Raw genomic sequence first — 22,477 nt, forward strand, 5'->3', positions numbered from 1 at the left:
CAGACAGTGGTAAATCAGCCACGCCCAGCAGCGGCAGCCTTTATCAGAGCCGCTGCTGCAGAACCTCCCACAATGCCTCAATCTCGGCGAACTCCCGATCCACCACTGGCAGCGACGGCCGACGCAATAGCAGCACCGGCAGGCCCAACTCACGGGCCACCTGTAACTTCGGCTCGGTGGAAGCACTGCCGCTGTTCTTGCTCACCAGCACGTCGCAGCGGATGCGCGCGAACAGCGCGCGCTCCGCGTCCAGCGCGAACGGCCCACGGGCGCCGATGATCTCGGCACGCGGCGGCGCCGGCTCGGCCTGCAGGCAGCGCACCGTCCAGTGCTGGTGCTCAGGGATCTCGTGTAGATGCGCCAGCGGTTCGCGCCCGGAGGTGAAGAAGGGCCGTTCGAATGGCGCCAGGGCGCAGGTCAGCTCATCCCAGCCATCCACCTCACGCCAGTTGTCATCCGTGCCAGGCTGCCAGCCGGAGCGACGCAATGCCCAGCACGGCACGCCCCCCAGCTCGGCAGCGCGGGCAGCGTTATGGCTGATCTGCGCGGCATAGGGGTGGGTCAGATCCAGCAACAGCTCGATGCCTTCGTCGGCGATAAAGGCGGCCAAGCCCTCGGCACCGCCGAAGCCTCCAACCCTAACCTGGCAGGCCAGATCATCCGGCACCCGACCCAGGCCGGCCAGGCTGTAGACGGTTTCCGGCCCCAGCTGGCGCGCCAGGCGCAGCGCCTCGGTAGTGCCGCCGAGCAACAAAATGCGCGCACTCACGGCTTGCGCACCGTCAGCAGTGTGATCGGCAGCGCCGCACGCCAGGTGTCGAAGCCGCCCAGCGGTTGTGCTTGGGCCACGGTCAGCCGCAGCAACTCGCCACCGTGCTGCTCACGAAAACTTACCAGCGCCGCCTCGCTCTGAATGGTCACGGCATTGGCCAGCAGGCGCCCGCCCGGCTTGAGCGCGTCCCAGCACGTTTCCAGCACGCCGGGCACGGTGACGCCGCCGCCAATAAAGATCGCATCCGGCACCGGCAGCCCGACCAACGCCTCGGGCGCATGCCCGGCGACCAGTTGCAGGCCGGGTACACCGAGTGCATCGCGGTTATGGCGGATGTGCGCCTGGCGCCCCTCGTTGGCTTCGATAGCGATGGCGCGACAGGCCGGATGTGCGCGCATCCATTCGATGCCGATGGAGCCGCAACCGGCGCCGACATCCCACAGCAGCTCGCCAGGCAACGGAGCCAGACGCGCCAGGGTGACCGCGCGTACGTCGCGCTTGGTCAGTTGCCCGTCGTGGCGATAGGCGTCGTCCGGCAGGCCGCAGGTCGGCGGCAGCAGTTGTGCCTCGGCGTCGGCCAGGCACTCCACCGCCAGCAGATTGAGGTCGGCGCCACGCGGCAGGCTCCAGCTTTCGGCCAGGCCATCGATACGCCGCTCATCCGGCCCGCCAAGGTGTTCCAGCAGGCTCAGGCGGCTGGCGCCGAAACCACGGGCACGCAGGGCTTCGGCGACCTGAGCGGGTGTGTCGCCATCGGCGCTCAATACCAGCAGGCGCACGCCGGGAAACAGCCGGGCATTGAGCGTGGCCAGCGGCCGACCGACCAAGGAGACCACCTCCACCTCCTGCAGCGGCCAGCCCAGGCGCGCCGCCGCCAGCGATACCGAGGACGGCGCGGGCAATACCAACAGCTCATCAGCCGGCACCTGGCGCGCCAGGCTGGCGCCGACGCCATAGAACATCGGGTCGCCACTGGCCAATACGCACACCGCTTCGCCGCGGCGGGCCAACAGCGGCGCAAGGTCGAAGGGGCTCGGCCAGGTTTCCCGCTCGCCACTGATGCACGGCGGCAGCAGCGCCAGTTGCCGTGGCGCACCGACGATGCGGGTGGCCGCCAGAAGGGCGCGGCGCGCAGCCTTGCCGAGGCCGGGATAACCGTCTTCGCCGATGCCGACCAGGGTCAACCAGGGTTTCATCCAATGTCCTCGCACGGGCCCGACGGAGCGCCTGTCCGCGCTCCGGGCAAAGCGGGCATAATACAGCCTTCGTCGGTGCCCTTGAGTCGATACGACTCCGCAACGGGCCTAAGAGGGAATCCGGAGCGATCACTGATCGCCACCGAGCTGCCCCCGCAACTGTAAGCAGCGAGTCCAATGCAATCGGCCACTGGGAAAAGGCCGTTGAAAAAGTAGGTAGTTTTTCAACGGCCTGTTAACCGGGAAGGCGCAACGGACCATGACCTGCCAGCCAGGAGACCTGCCGACGAACGCTGGTCGCGAGTGCCAACATCGGGCGGGGTGTACCGATGCCATGAAATCCCCCTTGGGGCGAATTTCGCTGGTTCGGTCGCCGCGTCGTTATCCACAGGTGATGCCTTGCTCGCGCCCGTTCGCCCCTCTGCCTGTCCCGGCCTGCTGCGTATCGTGCCTGCGCTGGATGGCGGCATCTGCCGCATCAAGCTGCCCGGCGGCGTGCTGCGCAGTGCCCAGGCGCGGGCGATTGCCCAGGCGGCGCAGCAGTGCGCCGGGGGCGTGCTGGAGCTGACCAACCGCAGCAACCTGCAGATCCGTGGCGTGCTACCGGGCCAGGAAGCACCGCTGATCGACGCCCTGCTCGCCGCTGAACTCGGCCCCCGGGTAGCCGCTGCCGACGACGTGCGCAACCTCCTGCTGAGCCCCGCCGCCGGCCTCGATCCGCACATGCGGATGGATGTACGCCCGCTGGCCAGCCAGTTGCTCGACCTGTTGCAGGACACCCCGGCATTGCATGCGCTATCACCCAAGTTCGCCCTGCAGCTGGACGGCGGCGAGGCCCTGGCCATGCGCGAACACCCCCATGACCTGTGGCTGGCTGCCGAGGATGAAACCCACCTGCTGCTGGGCCTGGCCGGCTGCCCCAGCGACACACCACTGGCGCGAGTCGAGGTGACGCAGGCAGTCGAACTGGTACGCCAGCTCCTGCTGCTGTTCCTCGAACTTGCCACTCCGGAACAAACGCGCATGCGTCACTTGCTGGCGCATATCCCGGCAAGCGACCTGCTGCAACGCCTGCAGACTCGACTGGATTTCCCCTTGCAACCGGTGCCGGCCTGTTGGCAGCCGAGGGCTGGCTTAGGACGCGCTCCGGCAGGAATTTACCCACAGACGCAGAGCGGCCTGCGTGTGGTGGCGGCCGGCGCCCAGCTGGGTCGCCTGCACGCTGACCAACTCCTCGCCATTGCAGAACTGAGCGAGCGCCACGGCGACAGCGAGTTGCGCCTGACACCCTGGCAGGGTCTGGTGCTGGGCAACGTACCCGAAGCGAAGGCCGGCGAGTCGCTATCCGCGCTGGCCGAACTCGGGCTGCTCACCGAGACCGCCGAGCCGCTTCTCGGCCTGATCGCCTGCACCGGCTCGGCGGCCTGCGCCCGCGGCCTGGCCGACAGCAAGCACCACGCCCTGCACCTGGCCGACCTGCTGCGCGAAAGCGGCGCTCGCCCGCAAGTGCACCTCAGCGCCTGTCCACGCAGTTGCGCCAGCGCCCGCGTGCAGCCCTACACCCTGCTGGCCAGCTCGCCCGAGCACTACCAGCTCTATCAACGCACACCCGAGGCGCCCGGTTTCGGCCGTCTGCTGGTGCCGGCCATGACCATCGACGAGGCCGGCGCCTGGTTCGCCCGCCAACACCCCGCAGGAACCCCCGATGCTTGATTACATCCGCGACGGCCAGGAAATCTACCGCCGCTCCTTCGCCACCATCCGCGCCGAGGCCAACCTCGACGGCATACCCGCCGACCTAGAAAAACTCGCCGTGCGGGTGATCCACGCCTGCGGCATGGTCGACGTGGTCGAGGATCTACGCTTCTCCCCCGGCGCGGGCGCTGCGGGTCGTGCCGCGCTGCTGGCCGGTGCGCCGATCCTCTGCGATGCGCGCATGGTCGCCGAGGGCATCACCCGCCCGCGCCTGCCGGCCAATAACCCGGTGATCTGCACCCTGCACGATGCCGGCGTGCCGGAACTGGCCCGCGAAGTCGGCAACACCCGCTCGGCGGTGGCCCTGGAACACTGGCGCGAGCATCTGGAAGGCAGCGTGGTGGTGATCGGCAATGCGCCGACTGCACTGTTCTACCTGCTGGAAATGCTCGATGCCGGGGCGCCCAAGCCAGCGCTGATCATCGGCATGCCGGTGGGCTTTATCGGTGCGGCGGAATCCAAGGATGCCCTGGCCGCAGACAGCCGTGGCGTGCCCTATGTCATCGTCCGTGGCCGCCGTGGCGGCAGTGCCATGGCGGTGGCGGCGGTCAACGCCCTCGCCTCGGAGGTGGAATAATGGCTGGCCGTCTGCTTGGCCTCGGCGTCGGCCCTGGCGACCCCGAACTGCTTACCCTCAAGGCTCTGCGTTTGCTGAAATCGGCGCCGGTGGTGGCCTACTTCGTGGCCAAGGCCAAGCACAATGCCGGCCATGGCGGTAATGCCTTCAGCATCATCGAAGAGCACCTGAGCGATGCCCAGCAGCGCCTGCCGCTGGTCTATCCGGTAACCACCGAGAAACTCGCCCCGCCGCTGTCCTACGAGGATGTGATCGCCGATTTCTACGACACCTGCGCGCAGCAGATAGCCCAGTTGCTCGATGCCGGCCAAGACGTGGCGGTGATCTGCGAAGGCGACCCGTTCTTCTACGGCTCCTACATGTACCTGCACGACCGTTTGGCCGAGCGCTACGACGTCGAGGTGGTGCCCGGCGTGTGCTCGATGCTCGGCTGCGCCTCGGTGCTCGGCACGCCGCTGGTCTATCGCAACCAGAGCTTGAGCGTGCTTTCCGGCGTGCTGCCGGAAGACGAGCTGGAGCAGCGCCTGCGAGATGCCGAAGCGGCCGTGGTGATGAAGCTCGGGCGCAACTTCGACAAGGTGCGCCGCGTGCTGCGCAAGCTCGGCCTGGACGACCGCGCCCACTATGTCGAACGCGCGACCATGGCCAGCCAGAAGATCGTGCCGCTGGATGAGGTAGAGCCGATGGATTCGCCGTACTTCTCCATGATTCTGGTACCCGGCCAGAAATGGCGGGGGTAACTCGCTCGACATGCTTGTCTCCCCTCTCCCGCTTGCGGGAGAGGGGCCGGGGGAGAGGGTCTAACCGGCAACTCCGAATCGCCTGAGCCACCCTCTCCCCAACCCCGCTCTGCGCCCCAGCCCTTCGCATGGCTCAGGGCGCTTCAGCGGGCGAAGCAATGCTTCGCTATTTCCGCTTCCGCCCCATAAATGGGAGAGGGAGCAGTCCGAGTGTGAACGAGGCAATTCATTTACCTCAGGACTCAGTTCGTAGCCCGGATGAAATCCGGGAACCCCATTCCCCGGATTGCATCCGGGCTACAGGATCTACCGCATGAACATCGTCATCCTCGGCGCCAGCGCGCTGGCCACTGCACAACGCCTCAAGGCGCTTTATCCACAAGCCGTGATCCATGGTCTGCGCGGCCGTGCCGATGGCGCTGAACACCACTACGACGAGTTCGGCGAGCACCTGCGCGCCCTCTATCGCGCCGGTCAGCCACTGGTGGTGCTGTGCGCCGCCGGCATCGTCATCCGCAGTCTTGCCGCGCTGCTGGCGGAAAAGGGTGCCGAGCCGCCGGTGCTGGCCCTGGCCGAGGACGGCAGCGCCGTGGTGCCGCTGCTCGGTGGCCTGGCCGGGGTCAACCGCCTGGCCCGCGAGATCGCCGCACACCTGGGCGTCACGCCAGCCATCACCACCAGCGGTGAGCTGCGCTTCGGCACCTGCCTGCTGGAGCCGCCGGCCGGCTATGCACTGGCCGACCTACAACAGGGCAAGCGCTTCGTCAGCGACCTGCTCGGCGGCGAGACGGTGCGCATCGAAGGCCAGGCGCCCTGGCTGGAAAGCGCGCAACTGCCGGTGGATAACGCCGCCAGTCGGGTTATCCACATCACCCCCGAGGCCCGCCCGGCGCAGCCCGATGAACTGCTGATCCACCCGCGCAGCGTCGCCGTGCTGATCGAGCAGCCCAGCGCCGACCTGCCGGCTCGACTGCAGCAAGTACTGAGCACCACCAACCTGGCACCACAAGCGCTGGCCTGCCTGCTCGCGAACAAAGCCTGGATGGCCAAAGCCGAACTGCACGCCACCGCCGCCGAGTTGAAGCTGCCACTGCGCTTTATCCACAGCACATCCGAGCTACCGCCCGAACACCATGCCGGCGACGGCCTGCGCTTGCTGCTGGGTGAACAGCCGCTGGATATCGAACGCCTCGGCCAGCGCCGTGGCCGCCTCAGCGTGGTCGGCCTCGGCCCCGGCGCCGCCGAGCATATGACCCCCGCCGTGCGCCGCGCCCTGGACGAGGCCGAAGACCTGCTCGGCTACGACACCTACGTGAAGATGGCCGGCCCGCTGCGCGCCGATCAGTGCGTGCATCCCAGTGACAACCGCGAAGAGCTGCAGCGCGCCGCCCACGCCTTCGAACTGGCCGCCAGCGGCCGCCGCGTGGTGATGATCTCCTCCGGCGACCCTGGCGTGTTCGCCATGGCCGCCGCCGTGATGGAGGCGCTGGAAAGCCCGCAGAGCGAGGCCTGGCACGGCGTCGAACTGGAAGTGTTGCCGGGCGTCTCCGCCGCCCTGGCCACCGCCGCCAAGGCCGGCGCGCCGCTGGGTCATGACTTCTGCCTGATCTCGCTATCGGACAACCTCAAGCCCTGGGCGGTGATCGAGAAACGCCTGGAGCACGCCGCCCTCGCCGACCTGGCTATGGCCTTCTACAACCCGATATCCAAGGCCCGCCCCTGGCAACTCGGCCGCGCGCTCGACTTGCTGCGCCAACACCGCGAACCGCAGACCCTGGTGGTGCTCGGCCGCGATATCGGCCGCCCCGCCGAGACACTGCGCAGCCTCACCCTCGGCGAGCTGACGCCGGAGATGGTCGACATGCGCACCCTGGTGATCATCGGCTCCAGCCAGACCCGCCGCTTCCCGCGTGCCGACGGCGGCGAGTGGGTGTATACGCCTCGCTGGTATCCCGCCCAGGCCGACTAGGGCATCGCTCGCAAGCCGGATTGCCAAGCGTTTGCAGGAGCGGATTTATCCGCGAATTTCGCGGCTGAAGCCGCTCCTACGGATCAGCGATTGGTTTTATCCACAGCCCCAGCCATCTGCACAAACGTTCTAGGCATACCCGACAAACGGGTTAAGCTCAGGCGTTCAATTTTCCACTGTGAGCCGGGCGATGAACGCGCAATCATGGGTCGACCTCAAGCAGGATGCCGATACCGGCATCGAGGTGATCCGCGCGCATTTCGAGGGCCACGCCTACGATCCGCACTGGCACGACAGCTACCTGATCGGCTTCACCGAACAGGGCGTGCAGCAGTTCCATTGCCGCCGTGCGCTGTTCAGCAGCGTCGCCGGGCAGACCTTCTTCCTCGAGCCCGGCGATATTCACGACGGCCATGCGCCGACGCCGGGCGGTTTCACCTACTCCACGCTCTATCTTGAGCCGGCCTGGCTGGAGCGTGCGCTGCCGGCGTTGTTCGAGCAGGCGCCTGGCGACTGCCTGCCCGGCGTGCCGCGCACCCAGCCGGACGACCCCGGCCTGCTGCCGTGCATCGCCAACGCCCTGCAGGCATTACGCGACGGAGAGCCACGCATGGTGCGCGACGCAGCACTCGATGCGCTGCTGGAACGCATCTCGCGCAGCCTGCACTGGCGCCAGCGCCTGCCGGGTAACCCGCAGATTCCCCACGTGGCCCTGCGCGCCCGCGACTACCTGCATGCGCATTTTCAGCAGAACATCGGCCTCGACGAGCTGGCGCGTGCCTGCGGCGTCGACCGCTTTCGCCTCAGCCGCGCATTCAAGGCGGCCTTCGGCATCGCCCCGCATGGCTATCTGATCCAACTGCGCCTGGTGCGCGCCCGCCGTCTGCTGGCCCTCGGTACGGCGCCAGCGGATGTCGCCAGTGATCTGGGCTTCGCCGACCAGAGCCACCTGGGCCGCTGGTTCCGCCGCGCCAATGGCCTGACCCCAGGCGCCTACCGCAACCGCTGCACAAAGCTTCAAGACCACTGAGCGAGCCCTTCGGACAATCGCGCCATAGCCTCGATATGGAGCGACTCCCAATGCCCTTCACTGCCATGAGCCAGTGGCTGCCCTTTATCCTGTTCGCCTCGGTGGCGTCGATTACCCCCGGCCCGACCAACCTGCTGATCCTCGGCAGTGCTGCCCGCTTTGGCCTGTCCATTGCCCTGGCCATCGCGGTCGGGGCGAGCCTGAGCGCCAGCCTGATGCTGCTGGTGGTCGGCCTGGGTCTCGGCGAACTGCTGGCCCACGCCCCGCTGCTGCAGACGACGATGAGCTGGGCCGGCGCCGCCTGGATCAGCTGGATGGCCTACAAGCTGATGCGCGCCGATGCGGCTGGCCTGGACGAGCACGGCGTCGACCGGCGCCAGGGCTTCGTCCAAGGCGCCGGCTTGCAGTTGATCAACCCCAAGACCTGGTTGATGACCCTGTCGGTCACGGCGATCTTTCTCGACGGCCAGGCTTCGTTCGGCGCGGTAGCAAGCTACGCGACGCTGTTCATGCTGGTGTCCACGCCCTGCCTGCTAGCCTGGGGCCTGCTCGGCATCGGCAGCGCGCGCCTGTTGCGACCACCGGCCAGGCTGCTGTTGTTCAACCGCTGCATGGCCCTGTTGCTGCTGACTTCGGTGTGGGTGCCGTTGCTGTCCCAGCTTCGCGGCTGAAGCTGCTTACGCCGTGGGTTTGGTTTGGCGGCGCATCGCCCCAGGCGTGGTACCGAAGCGCTGGCGGAACAGCTTGCCCAGATGGCTGGCATCGCTGACGCCGATCTCGTCGGCAAGCTGCGCCAGGCTGTGGCTGGAGTTGAGCAGACGCCAGCGCACGTGCTGCAGGCGCAGTTCATTCCAGTATTCGCGTGCACTCATGCCCTGGCTGGCTTGGAACAGGCGATCGAGCTGACGGCGGCTGATGCCAACACTGGCCGCCAGTTGCTCGATGCCGTCGGCACTGGCCAGGCCGTGGCGCATCAGCGCGATGGCGCGGTCGACATGGCGCTCGCCACTCGGCGCCGTGTGCAGCGAACGCAGTGCGTGCTGGCCGCTGCGTGTCTCGTCCACCAGCATGTCGGCCAAGCCCTTGAGCGCCCGCGCCCGACCACTGCCCTGGGCCAGCAGCTCCACCGCCAGGTCGATGGCGGCTGTGCCACCGGCGCAGGAAATCCGTGCGCCATCGAGGCAATACAGTCGCTCACGAGCCAGGCGCAAATGCGGAAAGCTGGCGCGAAATTCCGCCTCATGGCGCCAGTGCACCGCCACCCGATGCCCATCGAGCAGCCCGCAGGCGGCAAGCAGGAAGCTGGCATTGTCGATCGCCACCAGCTTCACTCCGGCGCGGGCGGCACGCCGCAGCAAAGGCTGGAAGGCCGGAGCCAGCGCGGCAGTGGCCTGCGCGTTGCGCCCGCCGAACAGCACCAGGTAGTCGAAGTCGGCCAGATCGAGTTGTTCCGGCGTGGCCTCAATACGCAGCGCCGCACCGCTGCTGGACTGAACATGCCCAGGCTGCAGGCCGAGAATCGTCCAGGCGCAGTAGCGCTGACGGCTGTAGTCCTCGTCGTCGGCGCTGAAGCGCAACTTGTCGAGAAAGCCACCGAAGGGCAGCAGGGCGAACTCCGGCAGCGGCAGCAGGAGAAAACGCAGATCGGGGCATTCGGCCATGGCAGTCCAGAATCAACCGTTAGATGACCAGAATCTACCTCAATCACGACACTGTCGCTGACTAGACTGGCCGCGCATTCACAGGAGACCCCGCATGGCCCTCGAACTCTGGCTCGTCTACTTCGTCGCCACCCTCGGCCTGGCGCTGACGCCCGGCCCCAACAGCCTGCTGGCGCTGACTCACGGCGGACTGTACGGCGCGCGTATGGCGCTGGCCACCATCCTTGGCGGCGTGGTCGGCTTCAGCACCTTGATCGCCCTGGCTATGTTCGGCCTCAGCGCGCTGCTCAAGACCGCGCCCACCGCGCTGCTGGCGCTGAAGTGGATCGGTGGCGCCTACCTGATCTGGCTGGGCGTGCAACTGTGGCGTTCGCCGCCGATGAACCTGACCCTGACCGACAGCGGCACCCGCCCCGGCGCCGCCCGGCTGTTTCGCCAGGGCCTGCTGTCGGCGTTGTCCAATCCCAAGGTGATCCTGTTCTACGGCGCCTTCCTGCCGCAGTTCCTCGACCCACAGCGCGGCCTGGCCGTGCAGTTCGTGGTGATGGCAGCGACCTTCGCCGTGGTCGAGTTCCTCGTCGAGCTGCTGCTGGCGCTGCTGGCCTTCCGCGTGCGGCCCTGGCTGCAACGGGGCGGCCGCACCTTCAACCGCAGTTGCGGCGTGCTCTTCGTGCTGATCGGCGTGGCGCTGCCACTGGCGCGTTGAGGCGAACAGCTATGGGGTGAGTGTTATCCACCTCACAGCCTGGGGACATAGCCTTGCCAGCAGGGCAATGGCCGATAGAATGCCCCGGCACAAGGATGCGCCATCCGGGCGAAATTCGATAACCGATTAAGGACGATCAACATGCGCTATGTTCACTGCCTGCCAGTGGTTTTTTCCAGCCTGATTCTGGGCTGCGCCGTCACACCCGAGCAGAACGAAGCAGACCTCAACGCCAAGCTACCTGCAATGACACTGGAGAGCGTGCTGCCCTCGGCAGAGGAAAACGCGTACTGCAAGCGGCACATGGATAGCGACATTCTCTACGGAGTGGGCACTGCGCTGTTCAATGAGAATGACGTGGCAAGCGCCAAAAGCTGCCTGATCTTTGCCGCCCCCGAACATCACCGGGCCTTCTGCTACCTGTCGTTGATTGCCGACAGAGACCAGCAGAAATCCCAGGCCGACAGGGATCAGGAGTCCTTCAGCTACATGGCCTACGCCGCGAGCCAGAACGACTGGTGCGCAGAGTACGGCATGTGGCGCGTCTACCAGATCGGCAGCAAAGGGGTCGAACGTGATCCGGAACTCGCCAAACGCTGGCTGGAACGCTCGGCTCTGCATGGCTACAACGAATCCCAGAACGCTCTTGTCTATCGCTATGAAGCGGATGGTGACCTCGTTTCCAGCCTGGCCTGGTCACGCATACTCGGCGACGAGCAAGCCGACCAGCAGGACCAGCTGCGCCAGAAGATGGATGCCAAGCAGCTCGCCGCCAGTGACAAGCTCTATGAGCGCCTCACCAAACAAGTCACCAGCAAGGAAACGATGTACGCGGAAGCACGCGAAGAGGATATCGGCCGTTACTCCGCCACCATTCACCTCGCCGTACCGCAGGCTCTCGACGGCATGAACACCGAACAACGCCGTGAATTCATCCGGGAGACCCTGGCCATCGCGCTCGAAAACGATCAGATCGAGAGCCGCGAACAGGTCGCGCTCTACATGATGATGACGCGCAGCGCCCGGCTGAAAGGCATCACTACCGACGTACTGGCCAACGAACAGCTACTGGCGATTCTGCACAACGACGAGCTGACTTTGGCCGAGGCGCAAGCTCAGGCCCAGGGCGTGATCGACGCCGCCTACCCGTAACGCTCGAACCCTGGCGCAACTCTGCAACGCAGCCCACGGCAAACCGTGGGCTGCGTCGTTTCAGGCTTTCACTGCCTCACCTATCGCGTAGTAATGCCCGCCTGCCACGTGATGCAGGCTGCGCAGGCTCGGGTCGGCCGTTTCGAAATGCCAGCGACCGTCGCGGAACACCCGCTCATCGGCCCAGGCCGCGATCACCTCGCCGATGAACAGGTCGTAAGCTTGCTGGTTGTGCCGCTCATCGATCAGCCGGCAGACCAGCCAGGCCGAGCAGCCCGCCACCAGCGGCAGATCGTAGCCTTCCAGGGTGAACAGCTCGACGCCGGCATGGGCCAGCTTGGCCGGGTCATCGGCCAGGCTGGCGCTGCCCACCGCTTGGGTCAGTTGCAGTTGCGCCACGGTCGGTACCTGGATGGCGAACAGGCCGCTGCCCTCGATCAGCGCACGGGTGCGAGTGGCCTTGTCTAGCACCACGGTGAGCTTCGGCGGGTCGAAATCCAGGGCGCAGCACCAGGCTGCTGCCATGACGTTATCCACAGCCTGGTAGCGGGCCGACACCAGCACGGTGGGGCCATGATTGAGCAGGCGGTACGCCTTGGCCAGGTCGACGGGACGGATCGACGCGTTCATGCAAACTCCTGAAAGCGAAAAAGGCCCCGCATGCTGGCCCTTGAAGACCCGCATCGCAAGCGCCTGCAACAGTGGTTATGGATCAGCACTCCTGCGTGGCCGGGCGCAGGACGATCTCGTTGATGTCGACGTAGTTGGGCTGAGGTCGCTCACGGCAACGCCATCGTCGCCTGCGAAGCGCTGCGCGCAGGGCGCAGCCGATAACGTCTAACCTGATCGCCAGACCGTCTGGCTCGAGCATCAGGAGAGGACGTATGAACGCCGCAGCCCACGGTCAGCAGGTCAGCCCGGCCACCTTGCACAAGGTGATCGCCGCCTCGGCCATCGGTAACTTCGTCGAGTGGTTCGACTTCGCCGTCTACGGCTTTCTCGCCGTAACCATCGCCTCACTGTTCTTTCCGCCGGGCAATCCGACCCTGGCGCTGCTGCAGACCTTCGCCGTGTTCGCCGTATCGTTCGCCCTGCGCCCGCTGGGCGGGATCGTCTTCGGCATTCTTGGCGACCGCATCGGCCGCAAGCGCGTGCTGTCGATCACCGTGCTGCTGATGGCCGGTGCCACCACGCTGATCGGCCTGCTGCCCACCTACGCCAGCATCGGCTTGCTCGCACCGCTGCTGCTGGCGCTGGCGCGCTGCCTGCAAGGTTTTTCCGCCGGTGGCGAATACGCCGGCGCCTGCGCCTTCGTCATGGAGCACGCGCCGACCGAACAGAAAGCCCGCTATGGCAGCTTCGTGCCAGTGTCGACCTTCCTCGCCTTCGCCTCGGCAGCCGGCCTGGTGTTCGGCCTCGACCAACTGATCAGCAGCGAGCAGATGCAGGCCTGGGGCTGGCGCCTGCCCTTTTTGATCGCCGCGCCACTGGGCCTGGTGGGCCTGTATATGCGCCTGCGCCTGGACGAATCGCCGGCCTTCAAGGCGATGGCCGCCGAACCCGCGCCGGAACATTCGCCGCTGATGGAAACCCTGCGCCTGCACGGTGCGACCATCGCCTGCCTGGGCGCCTTCATTTCGGCCACAGCGCTGTCGTTCTACATGTTCACCACATATCTCACCACCTACATGCAGGTGGTCGGCGGCGCCACGCGGCCGACCGCCCTGTTGGCCAGCCTGATGGCGCTGACCTTCGCCGGGCTGCTGTGTCCCTTGGTCGGGCGCTATTCGGATCGCGTCGGCCGTCGGCGCACCATCCTCACCGCTGGTGTGGCGCTGATCGTCGCGGTGTACCCGGCCTTCACCCTCGCCACCTCCGGTGCGCTGCTGCCGTCGGCGCTGGGCGCCATGCTGCTGGCCGTCGGCGCGGTGATCTGCGGCGTGGTGACGGCGGTGCTGCTGTCCGAGCAGTTCCCTACCCGGGTGCGCTACACCGCCTCGGCCTTCACCTACAACCTGGCCTATACGATCTTCGGCGGCACCGCACCGCTGGTCGCCACCTGGCTGATCGAGCAGACCGGCGACCGCATGTCACCGGCCTACTACCTGATCGTCATCGCCCTGATCGCCCTGGCTGGCGGCCTGGCGCTGCCAGAGTCATCGAAACGGCCGCTGAACTACCAGCGCTGAGCGATCAATACGCCACCGAATAGCTGAGGCCATAGGTGCGCCCGGCTGCCGGCAGGCTGGAGATGGCGCCGTAGGTGGCCTCGGCCTGCTGGCCGTAGACGGTCTTGTAGTCGCGGTTGGCCAGGTTATAGACACCGAAACCGACCTCGCCGCCCAGCCAGGGCGCATGGGCGATCAGGTCGACCACGGTATAGCCCTGGATCTTGGTCGCCGGGGTGGCGCGGATGGTTGGGCTGATCGCGGCGGACTGGGCGTCGTCGTAGGCACGGTCGCTGCCACCCACGGTGAGCGCCTGCAGGCGCACGCCATAGCCATCGAGGAAGCGCCAGTCGCTATAGACGGTGGCCTTCAGCGGCGAGACGCGGAAGGCATTGAGCTCGCGCCAGTTGCCAGCGGCGTCCTTGTACTGGCCACGGGTGTAGGCCAGGGTGCCGCCCAGCGTCCAGCCCTCGGCGACCGGCACCTGCAGGTTACCCTCGGCGCCCCATACGCGCTCGTCGGTGTCGGCCACCGAGACGCTGAAATCGCGGTTGAACTGCACCACCTTATCGGAGGTGTTGTAGAAGGCGGTGACCCCGGCGTTCAGGCCGCTGGCATCGCCCAAGCGCCAGCCCAGTTCGTAGTTGTTGACCTTGATCGAATCGATGCTGCTGCTATCGATGACGAAGCTGGCCGGCACATCGCGCAGCATGCGCTGGGTGTCGGGCAGGCTGAAGCCCTGGGAGAAGTTGGCGAACAGTTGCTGAGTGTCGGTCAGCTTGTACACCGCCCCTAAGTTGAACAGGGTCTCGCTGTGGCGCACGTTGCCGCCTTCCAGGGTGCGCGCCTGGTAGCCGGCCACGGTCGCCGCGGTGACGGCCTCGCCATAGGGGATGGAATCGTCCACCTCGTTGCGGATGGTTTCGCGGCGCACCCCAGCCTGCAGGCTGAGGCGCTCGGTAAGCTGGTAGTCGCCCTGGAGGAACGCGCCGGTCTTGCTCACTTCCACATCCGGGCCCATGGAGGAGCTGTAGGTCTCGCGGTAGTTAAGGCCGTTGCTGGTGAAGAAGCTGTTGAAGTCGTAGAACTGGCCGTCCTGACGATCCTGTTCGCGCTCGTGATCGAGGCCATAGCTCAGTTGCAGATCGCGTCCAGCCAGCTCGAAGCCTTTCTGCAAAGCGGTGCGCACGCCCCAGACGTCGATGTCGGTGCTCGACTGCATCACCACGTTGGCCACGCCACCGGGCAACGCGGCATTGGCCGCACGGCTGGCGAAGGGGAACCAGCGCGACTTTTCCTTGCGGTAGTAGGCTTCGGCGGTCAGTTGCTGGCCACCCAGCAGGTCGCGGTTGAGGTACTGCACATTGGCGCCGTAATGACGGGTGCGCGGCTGGTCGTCGAGCTGCAGGCCATCCACGGCCTTGTGGCTGGGGGCAGCGCTGTTGAGCAGGACGTTGAGATTGGGGCCGTAATCCGGGCCGTAGTCGCTGTCCTGCTCGTCGTCGTAGTAGCGCACGCCGCCGCTCAGTTGCTGGTCGTCGTCCAGGTGCCAGGTCAGGCGGCCGTTGAAGTCGAAGCTGGTGGTGTCCTGGCGGTCGGTCTGGGAGATTTCCGGGCCGATGCGATCACCGTCGGCATCGCGAATCTCGCCTTGCTTGGTGAAACTCAGGCCGGCGAAACCGCTGACCGCGCCCTGGTGGAAAGCGGCGGTCTGCGAGGCCTCGTAGGCCATGGCGTCACGCGCCGCCTTGCCGGGGGTGCGCAGGCCGATGCGGCTGCTGAAGTCGCTGGTTTCATCGTCGGCATTGCGCGTGATGATGTTGATCAGGCCGCCGGTGGCGCCGGCGCCGTAGATGCTGGTGGCACCGGAGATCACCTCGATGCGCTCGATCATCGCCGGGTTGATGCTGTTGAGCTGGCGCGAACCATCACGCGAGCCGGTCAGCGGTACGCCGTCGATCATCACCTGCACGGTGCGCCCGCGCATAGTCATGCCGTAGTTGCTGGTGGTGCCGCTGCTCGGCGCCAAGGAAGGCACGAGCTGGCCGAGGATATCGGCGGTGGAGCGCCCGGCTGCGGCCTGTTCGGCAACCTGTTCGTGCTCGATGCTGTACACCGTGCCGGCGATCTCGGCGACGCTCTTGGCCGAACGGGTGGCGGTGACCACCACCGGGCCGAGCTCCTGAACCTGGCTGGTCGCGGTGTCGTCGGCCTGCGCGTGGAGCGCGCCGCTCACCGCCAGGCTGAGCAAGGTGACCTGCATGGATGCCGAAAGATGCCTCATGGTTTCCCCCAGAGAAAGCGCGTCAATGATTGTCGGTGCCGGCCTGAATGCGCCGGACGATAGGTTTGCAGAGCAGGACGCTGAGCACGGAAAGCGCGCCCAGCAGCAGGTAATAGGTTTCGTAGCCCAGGCCCTTGGCGAGGAAGCCCGACAGCGAACCGCCAACGAAGAACACCAGTAGTTCGAAGCACACCAGCACGGTGAAGTCGGTGCCGGCCTGCTGCCGCGAGCACAGCTGCATGAACAGGGCGTAGAGGCTGGTCATCGCCAGGTAGCGGATGGCCAGGAGCACCAGCACCATGGCGCCGAGCCACAAGGGCGAGCCGTCGGCCAGGCCGCTGAACAGCAGCCCGGCGACCGCCAGATAGGCCAGGCTGCGCAGCCAGCCGGCGCGCAGCAGCAGGGTCGCCGCGCGCTGACGTAGCAACAGGCGCGCAGCCGCCACGGCGGCGAGCAGCCCGACGCTGGCACCGGCCACCGACATCAGCAGGCCGATCTGCGTCAACGACCACTGGCGATCCACCAGCATCGGCGTGAGCATGGCCATGGCCGGCGCCTCGACCAGGCGATAGACCAGGATCAGCAGCAGCGCCCAGCGGATCTCCGGGCGCTTGAAGGTGGCGATGAAGCCCGGCCTGGCCGCCTCGGCCTGCGCCGGCAGGCGATCATCGACCCGCGCCACCGCCAGCATGGTCAAGGCGCTGAGGCCGGCCAGGGTCAACAGCGCGCTCTGCCAGCCGACCACCTGATACAGCCACAGCACGCCGGCACCGCCGAACATACTGCCCAGCGCTACGCCGATGCTTTGCGCCATGCTGCCCAGGCGATGATCGTCGCTGGCCAGCGACTCCACGGTGTAGCCGTCGATGGCGATATCCTGGGTGGCGGCGAAGGTGGATATCCACAGGCTCACCAAGACGAACAGCAGCAGGCCGTGCTCCAGGCCGGTCAGCGCCAGCACCAGGATGCCGGCCACCAGCGCCGCCTGGGTCAGCCACAGCCAGGTGCGGCGACGGCCGAGGCTGTGCAGGTAATGCCGGTCGACCAGCGGCGCCCAGAGAAACTTGAACGCCCAGGGGACGTACAGCAGCGAAAGCATGCCGATCCAGCGCAGGTCGACACCCTGGCTACGCAGGATGGCCGGCATCGCCACATTGAAGAAGTACAACGGCAGCGCGTGGGCCAGGTACAGCACCACGATCACCGCCAGCGCCAGCCGGGTCACTGGCACCGATTCAGACGGTCGCGACATGAGTCACCATGCGCTCGGCGATCCAGCGATAGCCGTGCGTCCTGTCCAGGGTGACGAAATAGGGCACGCCCCAGGCGGCATGCAGCGCCGGGGTATCGAGCCGGGCCTGTTCCTCGGCGTCACAAGCGATGCGCACCAGCCCCCGACAGACCTCGCGGAACGCCGCCTTGTGCTGCTTGTACCAGACGCCCTGAATGGCCCGGTAATCCTCGGCGAAGGTGCTGCCCTCGCGGGTACTGGAAATGAAGAAGAACGGCTGACGGCCCTCGATCAAACGCTCGATGCTGTCCAGCCACTGGCTTATCTGCGCCGCGTCGACATGCTCGTGAAAGACCGCCTCGACCACCGCCGTTTGCGTAAGGAGCAAACCCATCGTTGTCTGATTCCCATGATCATTGGTGACGCAACCAAAACGATTGCGACCTCATTGCACATGAGAATAATTCTGAACAATGTTGCGCGCTTAGGCGAAAAGAAGGAAAAATTAGCCGCAACGAAACTTCCATCGGTCACGCCACCATGACGGTCTTCACCTGCGGTCAGCTCAGCGATGTCGCCCACACCCTCGGCGGCAACCTGCATTTCCAGCGCGAGCTGCCGGGCGAACAGCCGGTGCTCGATGGCGAGCAACAGGTGCAGGTGCTGAGCGAAGGCCTGGTGCTGTACTTCAGCCACAGCCGCGACCTGGTCGACGCCAGCAGCGACAACCGCCTGGCACCAGGCATCACCGCCGCCTTCCTGCTGCAGGGCGAAGCCGAAGTCAGCCTGCCGCGCCAGCGCCTGCACTTCGACGCGCGCCCAGGTGGCCAGCGCGCCATGCTGGTCAACCTCACCGATAGCGACCAGTTCCAGCGTCATTGGCGCAGCGGCCGCGAAGAAACCAAGGTGTGCCTGAGCATCACCCCGGACTGGCTGCAACAGGTCGCCCTCGGCAGCCAACTGCGCAGCGACGCCCTGCTGCGCTTCAGCCGCAGCCACTGGCACAACCTGCCCTGGCAACCCTCGGCGGACATCCTCCAGCGCGCCCACCAGTTGCTCGAACGTGACGCGACCCTGCCGCCGCTGCTACAGCGCCTGCAACGCGAGAGCTTCGCCCTGGATCTGGCCTGCGACATCCTGCGCGGCATCGATGCGCCCCAGGAGAAACGCCTCGGCAGCCATCTCGAACGCTGCCTGGCGCGCCTCGAGGAGTGGCTCGACAGTGGTGAGGCCGACACCCTGAGCATCGCCGACATGGCCCGCCGGCTCGGCACCAACCCGGTCGACTTGCAGAACGCCTTTCGCAGCCGCAACGGCACCACCATCGCCGCCTACCTGCGCCGCCAGCGCCTGGCCCGCGCTTATCACGCCATGCGCCAGCAGGGCCTGTCGGTGGAGGCTGCCGCCAGCCTGGCCGGTTACGAACACCTCAGCAGCTTCAGCGCCGCCTTCAAGCGCCAGTATGGATTTCCGCCGTCGCAGGCTCGTCGCTGAGCGAAGTGGATCAATCCAAATCTGCACAATTGGATCTATGTGACTGGGCCACTGCTGCGTAGATTCACCGCTACCGGGGCAGGCCATCACGCCCCTCAACGCAGATACGGATGAACACCATGACCCAACGCCTCGACTACTTCGCACTCTCCCCCAAGGCCTCCGGCAAGTACGTGGAATTTTCCATGCTGCTGAACAAGACGCCGTTTCTCGCCGAGATCGCCCACCTGGTCACCCTGCGCGCGTCGCAGATCAACGGCTGCGGCTTCTGCGTCGACATGCACGTGAAGGAAGCCAAGATCCATGGAGAGCGTGAGCTGCGCCTGCACCATGTGGCCATCTGGCGTGAATCGCCGCTCTTTTCCCCACCCGAGCGCGCTGCGCTGGAATGGACGGAGGCGCTGACCCAGCTGGCGCCGCACGGCGTCTCCGACACCATCTATGCCAGCGTGCGTGAGCAGTTCTCCGAACAGGAACTGTCCGACCTGACCTTCCTGGTGGTCGCCATCAATGGCTGGAACCGCCTCAACGTGGCCTTCCGCACCGTGCCGGGTTCTGCCGACAAGCAGTTCGGCCTGGACAAGGCGGGCCTGGCCTGAGGGTTATCCACAGCGACGGCCGCCCTGCTTCTCCCTGAGCGGCCCGCTGCACAGCACGGGCAAAACCGGCATGATGTGCCCCCGCGCCAGCGGTCTGTGGGTGACGAATCCTCGTCAGCCCTCATCAGACACACTCGCCGCCCGCTCAACGGAGCCCTTGCATGCTGCCCCTGCCGTTTTCCCGCCAACCTGCCCACCTCACTCTGCTCGCCCTCGCCTGCCTGAGCGCTCACAGTGCTATCGCCGATGAGCCCGTGCAGCTCGATGCCCTGCAAGTCAACGGCGTGCAGATGAGCGAAGTGGAGGCCGCGCGCGAAGAGCTCAAGCGCGTGCCGGGCGCGACCAATGTGGTGGATATGGCCAAAGTCGAGCAGGGCCGCGTGGCCGGCGTCGCCGATGTGCTGGCCTACCAGCCCGGCGTCTACGCGCAGTCTCCCGGCAACGAAGGCGTGAAGATCAGCGTGCGCGGCTCGGGCATCAACCGCGGCACCGGCTCGCATGCTTCCGGCACCCATATCATGCTCGACGGCCTGCCACTGACCGGCCCCGGCGGCACGCCTTACGAACTGCTGGAACCGCTGTGGATAAGTCGCGCCGAAGTGCTGCGCGGCGCCAACGGCTTCGACCATGGTTCGCTGGCCCTGGGCGGCGCCATCGACTACATCACCCACACCGGCTATACCGCGCCCAAGCTGCAACTGCGCTATGAAGCAGGCAGCCGTGGCTACCAGAAGCGCAGCATCGCCTCCGGCCAGGTGCTGGGCGATTTCGACTACTACTTCGCCCTCACCGATAGCGAAACCAACGGCTATCAGGATCATTCCTCAGGCAAGGGCAAAGGCGTCGCCGCCAACTTCGGCTACCGCCTCAATGAGAACCTGGAGACGCGTTTCTACCTGCGTTACCGCGAGACCGAGCACGAAGTACCGGGCCGCCTGACCAAGGCGCAGATCGAACATGACCCACGTGCCGCTGCCGCCAATAACCTGCGTATCGACGCCTACCGCGATCAGCCCGGCAGTACCTGGCTGGCCAACAAGACCACCTGGCAGATCGACGATGACTCGACCCTGGTGGCGGGCCTGGCTTATCACCATTACCCGATGGATATCGTCGAGAACAGCTCGCCCAACGGCAACACCTACCGGGTTCGCGTGAACTACAGCGACGTCAGCGGCACGCTGAATTACACCCGCCGACACACCCTGTTCGGGCTCAACAGCATCACGACTCTGGGTTTCCGTAGCACCACCACCCTGCCCAGCAGCAAGTCGAAAGAGAACGCCGCGTTACCGATCACCGTCGGCGGCACTGACTATCCGGCCGGCACACTGATGCGCGCCTACGAACACCTGGGTTCGGACACCGTGCTGCATATCGGCAACGAGCTGGAGCTAACGCCCGACCTGTGGCTGACCAGTGGCCTGGCGCTGATCCATACCCGCCGCGAAGTGCAGGTGACCTGGCCAGCCACCGACGACAAGCTCGACGAAAGCACTTGGGACTACGCACCGCGTATCGGCCTGCGCTACCAGCTCAACCCTGAGGTGCAGCTGTACGGCAATATCAGCCGCTCGGTGGAACCGCCACATGCCTGGTCGATGATCTGGAGTTCGCCACTACGCTTCCCGGCCAATAACCAGCCGTACGCCTCTCGCCAGCGCGCACCGATCTCGATGGACAACCAGACCGCCACCACCTTCGAGGTAGGCGGCAGCGGCGAGTCCGCACTGGGCCAGTGGGAGTTGACCTACTACTACTCGCAGGTGCGTCACGAGCTGCTGACCGTCGAGATCGAGAACAACGTCTTCGCCGAATCCAATGCCAGCCCCACCGTGCACCAGGGTATCGAAGCCGGCCTGAACAGCCCGCTGTGGCAAGGCGGCACGGCCGGCGCCCTGAGCCTGCGCCAGGCTTACACCTTCAGCGATTTCCACTACCGCGACGACGACGCCTTCGGCGACAACCGCCTGCCCGGCCTACCACGCCACTACTACCAGGCCGAGCTGCGCTACGACCACCCGAGCGGCTTCTACGCCGGCCTCAACACCCAGTACGCCTCCAAGGTCGCGGTGGACTACGCCAACTCCTACTACGCCGATGCCTACGCCACCTTCGGCGCCACCCTCGGCTACGCCTCGCCGAAAGACGACTGGCAAGCCTGGCTCGACCTGCGCAACCTGACCGACAAACGCTATGCCGCCACCGTGACGCCGGGCTATAACGACAGCGGCGCGGATGTGGCGCGCTCCACGCCAGGGGAAGGGTTTGGGGTGTATACCGGGGTTTCTTGGAGTTGGTTGTAAGGCGGTGAGCTCGTAGAAAACGCCTTATAAAGGACAGGATGAGCCTGGAGGCAAGGACGACTAATGGACCAGATTTTGAGGTACTGGCGCGCTATTCGCAGTGCAGTGCGCGCAAGCTGCAGTAAAGGACTCGTAGGAACATTTGAGTTCTGGGTGGTCGTCACATTAATCGCCCTGGCCACAGGCGGTGTCTTCTTTTTGATCTTGTACAGCGATGAAGTGGCTCAGAACGGAGAGTTTGGGCAGCATGGGGTGGTCACCTTGGGCCAGGTCGTCGATGAGTCCATCTGCAGCAACGGCACGCGCTTCGGACATGAGTACTGCTATGACATCCTGTTCACCACAGCAGACGGCGAACAGGTGGTTTTCGGCGCGCGCGGCCTAACCAGCTACAGCGCTGGCTTAGGTGTACTTCCCAAAACGATGTTCGTCCAATACCTCCCGTACCGTCCAACCTCTGCGCGATTAGCGGGAGATAGTGGTGAAGGAGGCTTACTGCTGGGCCTGGGGCTGGCCATGACCGGCTTTGCACTGTTCTGCCTGTTCGGGCTCATACGAGCGCAGGTAGCGTGGTACAGCATGCAAGAATTACTCGAGCATCTTGAGTCGCTAATAGACAAACGCTGCTTCGACGAAGCTGTCGATTTCGCTATGGGCAACTCAAACCTGGAAGACCGGAACACACTTCTCGCGACCTTGATACTTCGGCTTTTCGAGTTGAAGGAAGTGCACCACGCCCAGCAGATCCTTGCTCGTGAAGACATTCCCGATCTGGAAAAGGCCTTCGGGGCTCAAGGAATGGAAATACGTTAAGGACGATTGGATCGTTGACCGACG

The 22,477-nt window shown here is 65.8% G+C and carries 20 protein-coding genes and 1 riboswitch; of the genes, 13 read left to right on the forward strand and 7 right to left on the reverse strand.

The features are described 5' to 3' along the window. Positions 1-43 precede the first annotated feature (43 nt). Positions 44-769: a cobalt-precorrin-6A reductase gene (locus EL191_RS24060; RefSeq protein ID WP_013717937.1), complete on the reverse strand. Its 726-nt coding sequence runs from the start codon at positions 767-769 to the stop codon at positions 44-46. Continuing rightward, entirely contained in the window at positions 766-1,968 is a 1,203-nt protein-coding gene (locus EL191_RS24065) for a bifunctional cobalt-precorrin-7 (C(5))-methyltransferase/cobalt-precorrin-6B (C(15))-methyltransferase (RefSeq protein WP_041975513.1), read from the reverse strand. The genes EL191_RS24060 and EL191_RS24065 overlap by 4 nt, the downstream gene beginning before the upstream one ends. Before the next feature lie 56 nt (positions 1,969-2,024). After that, positions 2,025-2,270, forward strand: a riboswitch (cobalamin riboswitch). 97 nt (positions 2,271-2,367) lie between these two features. Between EL191_RS24065 and cobG the strand changes: the two genes are divergently transcribed. The 6 genes from cobG to EL191_RS24095 all read left to right on the forward strand — a co-directional run bounded on the left by cobG (position 2,368) and on the right by EL191_RS24095 (position 8,710). After that, positions 2,368-3,681: a precorrin-3B synthase gene (gene cobG, locus EL191_RS24070; protein WP_013717939.1), complete on the forward strand. Its 1,314-nt coding sequence runs from the start codon at positions 2,368-2,370 to the stop codon at positions 3,679-3,681. Then, positions 3,674-4,300 carry a precorrin-8X methylmutase gene (locus EL191_RS24075; protein WP_041975515.1) on the forward strand — a complete coding sequence of 209 codons (627 nt, stop codon included), beginning with the start codon at positions 3,674-3,676 and terminating at the stop codon, positions 4,298-4,300. Before cobG ends, EL191_RS24075 begins: the two co-directional genes overlap by 8 nt. Continuing rightward, entirely contained in the window at positions 4,300-5,040 is a 741-nt protein-coding gene (locus EL191_RS24080) for a precorrin-2 C(20)-methyltransferase (RefSeq protein ID WP_041975517.1), read from the forward strand. The genes EL191_RS24075 and EL191_RS24080 overlap by 1 nt, the downstream gene beginning before the upstream one ends. A gap of 313 nt (positions 5,041-5,353) precedes the next feature. After that, positions 5,354-7,009 carry a precorrin-3B C(17)-methyltransferase gene (gene cobJ, locus EL191_RS24085; protein ID WP_041975519.1) on the forward strand — a complete coding sequence of 552 codons (1,656 nt, stop codon included), beginning with the start codon at positions 5,354-5,356 and terminating at the stop codon, positions 7,007-7,009. Between the two features lie 190 nt (positions 7,010-7,199). After that, the gene (locus tag EL191_RS24090) at positions 7,200-8,039 is read left to right on the forward strand and encodes an AraC family transcriptional regulator (protein WP_041975522.1); all 840 of its coding nucleotides are present in this window, start codon (positions 7,200-7,202) and stop codon (positions 8,037-8,039) included. A gap of 50 nt (positions 8,040-8,089) precedes the next feature. Then, positions 8,090-8,710, forward strand: coding sequence for a LysE family translocator (locus EL191_RS24095; protein ID WP_232005500.1), 621 nt, complete (start codon positions 8,090-8,092; stop codon positions 8,708-8,710). A gap of 6 nt (positions 8,711-8,716) precedes the next feature. Here the strand turns inward: EL191_RS24095 and EL191_RS24100 are convergent, their stop codons facing one another. Next, complete coding sequence (locus EL191_RS24100) at positions 8,717-9,700, reverse strand: GlxA family transcriptional regulator (protein ID WP_041975524.1); 984 nt, start codon at positions 9,698-9,700, stop codon at positions 8,717-8,719. A 94-nt stretch (positions 9,701-9,794) separates the two neighbouring features. On the opposite strand from EL191_RS24100, the gene EL191_RS24105 reads away from it, so the two are divergent. Both EL191_RS24105 and EL191_RS24110 read left to right on the forward strand, forming a co-directional pair. Continuing rightward, positions 9,795-10,406 carry a LysE family translocator gene (locus EL191_RS24105; RefSeq protein ID WP_041975527.1) on the forward strand — a complete coding sequence of 204 codons (612 nt, stop codon included), beginning with the start codon at positions 9,795-9,797 and terminating at the stop codon, positions 10,404-10,406. Between the two features lie 141 nt (positions 10,407-10,547). Next, positions 10,548-11,558: an SEL1-like repeat protein gene (locus EL191_RS24110; RefSeq protein ID WP_041975529.1), complete on the forward strand. Its 1,011-nt coding sequence runs from the start codon at positions 10,548-10,550 to the stop codon at positions 11,556-11,558. A 60-nt stretch (positions 11,559-11,618) separates the two neighbouring features. Here the strand turns inward: EL191_RS24110 and EL191_RS24115 are convergent, their stop codons facing one another. Beyond that, the gene (locus EL191_RS24115) at positions 11,619-12,188 is read right to left on the reverse strand and encodes a flavin reductase family protein (RefSeq protein ID WP_041975532.1); all 570 of its coding nucleotides are present in this window, start codon (positions 12,186-12,188) and stop codon (positions 11,619-11,621) included. A gap of 254 nt (positions 12,189-12,442) precedes the next feature. Here EL191_RS24115 and EL191_RS24120 point away from each other — a divergent pair, with 254 nt between their 5' ends. Then, on the forward strand, positions 12,443-13,747 hold the full coding sequence (locus tag EL191_RS24120) for an MFS transporter (RefSeq protein ID WP_017363514.1): 1,305 nt from the start codon (positions 12,443-12,445) through the stop codon (positions 13,745-13,747). 4 nt (positions 13,748-13,751) lie between these two features. Here the strand turns inward: EL191_RS24120 and EL191_RS24125 are convergent, their stop codons facing one another. The 3 genes from EL191_RS24125 to EL191_RS24135 are packed head-to-tail and all read right to left on the reverse strand — an operon-like array spanning position 13,752 to position 17,635. Beyond that, positions 13,752-16,010, reverse strand: a complete 2,259-nt coding sequence (locus tag EL191_RS24125; protein WP_041975534.1) for a TonB-dependent receptor — start codon at positions 16,008-16,010, stop codon at positions 13,752-13,754. Between the two features lie 22 nt (positions 16,011-16,032). Next, the gene (locus EL191_RS24130) at positions 16,033-17,262 is read right to left on the reverse strand and encodes an MFS transporter (protein WP_041975536.1); all 1,230 of its coding nucleotides are present in this window, start codon (positions 17,260-17,262) and stop codon (positions 16,033-16,035) included. Then, on the reverse strand, positions 17,246-17,635 hold the full coding sequence (locus tag EL191_RS24135) for a hypothetical protein (protein WP_041975538.1): 390 nt from the start codon (positions 17,633-17,635) through the stop codon (positions 17,246-17,248). The genes EL191_RS24130 and EL191_RS24135 overlap by 17 nt, the downstream gene beginning before the upstream one ends. A gap of 146 nt (positions 17,636-17,781) precedes the next feature. On the opposite strand from EL191_RS24135, the gene EL191_RS24140 reads away from it, so the two are divergent. From EL191_RS24140 to EL191_RS24155, 4 genes are all read left to right on the forward strand, one after another. Next, positions 17,782-18,735 carry a helix-turn-helix domain-containing protein gene (locus EL191_RS24140; RefSeq protein WP_041975541.1) on the forward strand — a complete coding sequence of 318 codons (954 nt, stop codon included), beginning with the start codon at positions 17,782-17,784 and terminating at the stop codon, positions 18,733-18,735. A gap of 110 nt (positions 18,736-18,845) precedes the next feature. Continuing rightward, positions 18,846-19,334, forward strand: a complete 489-nt coding sequence (locus EL191_RS24145; RefSeq protein WP_080764233.1) for a carboxymuconolactone decarboxylase family protein — start codon at positions 18,846-18,848, stop codon at positions 19,332-19,334. Positions 19,335-19,495: 161 nt separating this feature from the next. After that, a complete protein-coding gene (locus tag EL191_RS24150) occupies positions 19,496-21,640 on the forward strand; it encodes a TonB-dependent receptor family protein (RefSeq protein ID WP_041975544.1) in 2,145 nt (714 codons plus the stop codon). A gap of 63 nt (positions 21,641-21,703) precedes the next feature. Continuing rightward, the gene (locus EL191_RS24155) at positions 21,704-22,453 is read left to right on the forward strand and encodes a DUF3592 domain-containing protein (RefSeq protein WP_041975546.1); all 750 of its coding nucleotides are present in this window, start codon (positions 21,704-21,706) and stop codon (positions 22,451-22,453) included. Positions 22,454-22,477: the final 24 nt, after the last annotated feature.

The organism is Pseudomonas mendocina (genome assembly GCF_900636545.1).
In the GTDB taxonomy this organism is placed as follows: Bacteria; Pseudomonadota; Gammaproteobacteria; order Pseudomonadales; family Pseudomonadaceae; genus Aquipseudomonas; species Aquipseudomonas mendocina.

Bases quoted from the DNA above. Each gene is read 5' to 3' on its own strand.
- EL191_RS24065 (WP_041975513.1), bottom strand. From the start codon at position 1,968: ATGAAACCCTGGTTGACCCTGGTCGGCATCGGCGAAGACGGTTATCCC.
- EL191_RS24075 (WP_041975515.1), top strand. From the start codon at position 3,674: ATGCTTGATTACATCCGCGACGGCCAGGAAATCTACCGCCGCTCCTTC.
- EL191_RS24080 (WP_041975517.1), top strand. From the start codon at position 4,300: ATGGCTGGCCGTCTGCTTGGCCTCGGCGTCGGCCCTGGCGACCCCGAA.
- cobJ (WP_041975519.1), top strand. From the start codon at position 5,354: ATGAACATCGTCATCCTCGGCGCCAGCGCGCTGGCCACTGCACAACGC.
- EL191_RS24090 (WP_041975522.1), top strand. From the start codon at position 7,200: ATGAACGCGCAATCATGGGTCGACCTCAAGCAGGATGCCGATACCGGC.
- EL191_RS24095 (WP_232005500.1), top strand. From the start codon at position 8,090: ATGCCCTTCACTGCCATGAGCCAGTGGCTGCCCTTTATCCTGTTCGCC.
- EL191_RS24100 (WP_041975524.1), bottom strand. From the start codon at position 9,700: ATGGCCGAATGCCCCGATCTGCGTTTTCTCCTGCTGCCGCTGCCGGAG.
- EL191_RS24105 (WP_041975527.1), top strand. From the start codon at position 9,795: ATGGCCCTCGAACTCTGGCTCGTCTACTTCGTCGCCACCCTCGGCCTG.
- EL191_RS24110 (WP_041975529.1), top strand. From the start codon at position 10,548: ATGCGCTATGTTCACTGCCTGCCAGTGGTTTTTTCCAGCCTGATTCTG.
- EL191_RS24115 (WP_041975532.1), bottom strand. From the start codon at position 12,188: ATGAACGCGTCGATCCGTCCCGTCGACCTGGCCAAGGCGTACCGCCTG.
- EL191_RS24120 (WP_017363514.1), top strand. From the start codon at position 12,443: ATGAACGCCGCAGCCCACGGTCAGCAGGTCAGCCCGGCCACCTTGCAC.
- EL191_RS24125 (WP_041975534.1), bottom strand. From the start codon at position 16,010: ATGAGGCATCTTTCGGCATCCATGCAGGTCACCTTGCTCAGCCTGGCG.
- EL191_RS24130 (WP_041975536.1), bottom strand. From the start codon at position 17,262: ATGTCGCGACCGTCTGAATCGGTGCCAGTGACCCGGCTGGCGCTGGCG.
- EL191_RS24135 (WP_041975538.1), bottom strand. From the start codon at position 17,635: ATGGGTTTGCTCCTTACGCAAACGGCGGTGGTCGAGGCGGTCTTTCAC.
- EL191_RS24140 (WP_041975541.1), top strand. From the start codon at position 17,782: ATGACGGTCTTCACCTGCGGTCAGCTCAGCGATGTCGCCCACACCCTC.
- EL191_RS24145 (WP_080764233.1), top strand. From the start codon at position 18,846: ATGAACACCATGACCCAACGCCTCGACTACTTCGCACTCTCCCCCAAG.
- EL191_RS24150 (WP_041975544.1), top strand. From the start codon at position 19,496: ATGCTGCCCCTGCCGTTTTCCCGCCAACCTGCCCACCTCACTCTGCTC.
- EL191_RS24155 (WP_041975546.1), top strand. From the start codon at position 21,704: ATGGACCAGATTTTGAGGTACTGGCGCGCTATTCGCAGTGCAGTGCGC.